Origin of the sequence: Carboxydothermus ferrireducens DSM 11255 (assembly GCF_000427565.1) — a bacterium.
Lineage (GTDB): Bacteria > Bacillota > Z-2901 > Carboxydothermales > Carboxydothermaceae > Carboxydothermus > Carboxydothermus hydrogenoformans.
The window spans coordinates 1-1,666 of record NZ_ATYG01000053.1 but is presented as its reverse complement, the minus strand read 5'-3'; the positions used below and the strand labels follow the sequence as shown (position 1 = coordinate 1,666).

The 1,666-nt window shown below is 37.3% G+C and carries 1 protein-coding gene; it reads left to right on the top strand.

The genetic code is table 11. The features are described 5' to 3' along the window. Positions 1 to 191 precede the first annotated feature (191 nt). A partial coding sequence (locus CARFE_RS0112200; RefSeq protein WP_028052937.1) for an IS1634 family transposase occupies positions 192 to 1,666 on the top strand: 1,475 nt, incomplete at its 3' end.

Below are 1,666 nucleotides of genomic sequence, written 5' to 3'. Positions count from 1 at the left end.
TCCCGAGTTTGTCAGTTAATTGCGAAAAACGGCCTAAAAAAGCCCGCAAACCCTTGAAAATACTGCATCGATTTTTTAAACCTTTCAAAAATGTAGGGACAAATTATTTTTAGATATAGCCTTGAAAATATAGATTTATGCTTATAACTTATGGTACAATATGCATAGATAACCTTTTTGGAGGGGTTTCTATGCATCTTAAAGTAGTTAAAGCAGGGAATTACGAATATGTGCGTTTGGTTGAAGCTTACCGGGAAAACGGTAAAGTAAAACATAAAGTTATCCTTAACCTTGGACGTAAAGATTTGATTGAAGGTAATCCTTCGTTTAAGCGGTTAGCAGAACGTTTAGCCGAAATTGCTAATGGCTCTTCTACTCTCAAAATTTCCGGTGCAGCTCAATTTTCAGAAGGAACTTTACGCAATTATGGTTTCATCGTTTACCGCAAACTCTGGCAGCTATTTGAGCTAAACAAATTTTTCGCTGATTTGGCAAAAAAACATCCGCGCCTGCAGTTTGATTTAAATTCAGCTTGCTTTTTAATGGCAGTACAGCACTTGTTATCACCCAAAAGCAAACTGGCTACTTATCTTAATCGTGAACAATATCTTGGAATACCAGAGATTGACCTAAATCATCTATACCGGAGCCTGGATCTTCTTGCAGAAAATAAAGAGCTAATTGAAAATTACGTCTTTGAAAAAAATTGTTCTCTTTTCAACATGAATGTGGATGTAGTTTTCTATGATGTTACTACTTTTCATTTTGAAAGTGTTAGAAATGATGAGCTTCGGGACTTTGGTTTTAGCAAAGACAATAAAATCAATGAAGTCCAGGTAGTAATGGGTCTATTGATTGATAGCGAAGGACGCCCTATTGGCTATGAACTTTTCCCGGGGAACACCTTAGACAGTAAAACCTTGGCCAAGTCTTTAGAAAAGCTCAAAAAACGTTTTAACATCCGGCAAGTAGTCATTGTGGCCGACCGTGGGTTAAATAGCAAGCTAAACCTGAAATACATCAAAGACCTGGGTTATGACTACATTGTAGCTACAAGACTCAAGAAAATGCCCCAAAGCATACTTGCAGAAGTGTTTAACCCGGAAGGTTATGAAACTTTGAAAATGGCCAATCCTTTCTCTGAAGAAGAAAATCTGGATGACTTTGAACAATTTCGTTATAAAGTTCTTGACCACATAAACCGGATTAAAGATGAAACAGGCGTAATTTACGAACTACCCGAAAAATTAGTAATTACTTACTCGGCAAAACGAGCTTTAAAAGATGAAGAAGACCGCAAACGCTTAATTGAAAAGGCAGAGAAATTGCTTCTTGAGCCAGCAAGGATTAAGGCCAGTAACAAACGCGGTGGCAAAAAATTCATCAAACATCAAAGCGAAAATGACCAATTCTTCTTGGACGAAGAGGCTATTGAAAAGGATAAACGCTTTGACGGTTATTACGCCATTCAAAGTAGTCGTTTAGATTTAGATGCTAAAAAGGTGCTTGAAGCTTACCATACCTTATGGAAAATCGAAGAATCTTTTCGTATTATGAAGAGTACTTTAGAGGTACGGCCTATTTTTCACTGGACAGAAAAACGCATCAAAGGCCATTTTGTTGTTTGCTTTTTAGCCTTTCTCCTTGAAAGAACCTTGGAATTCCG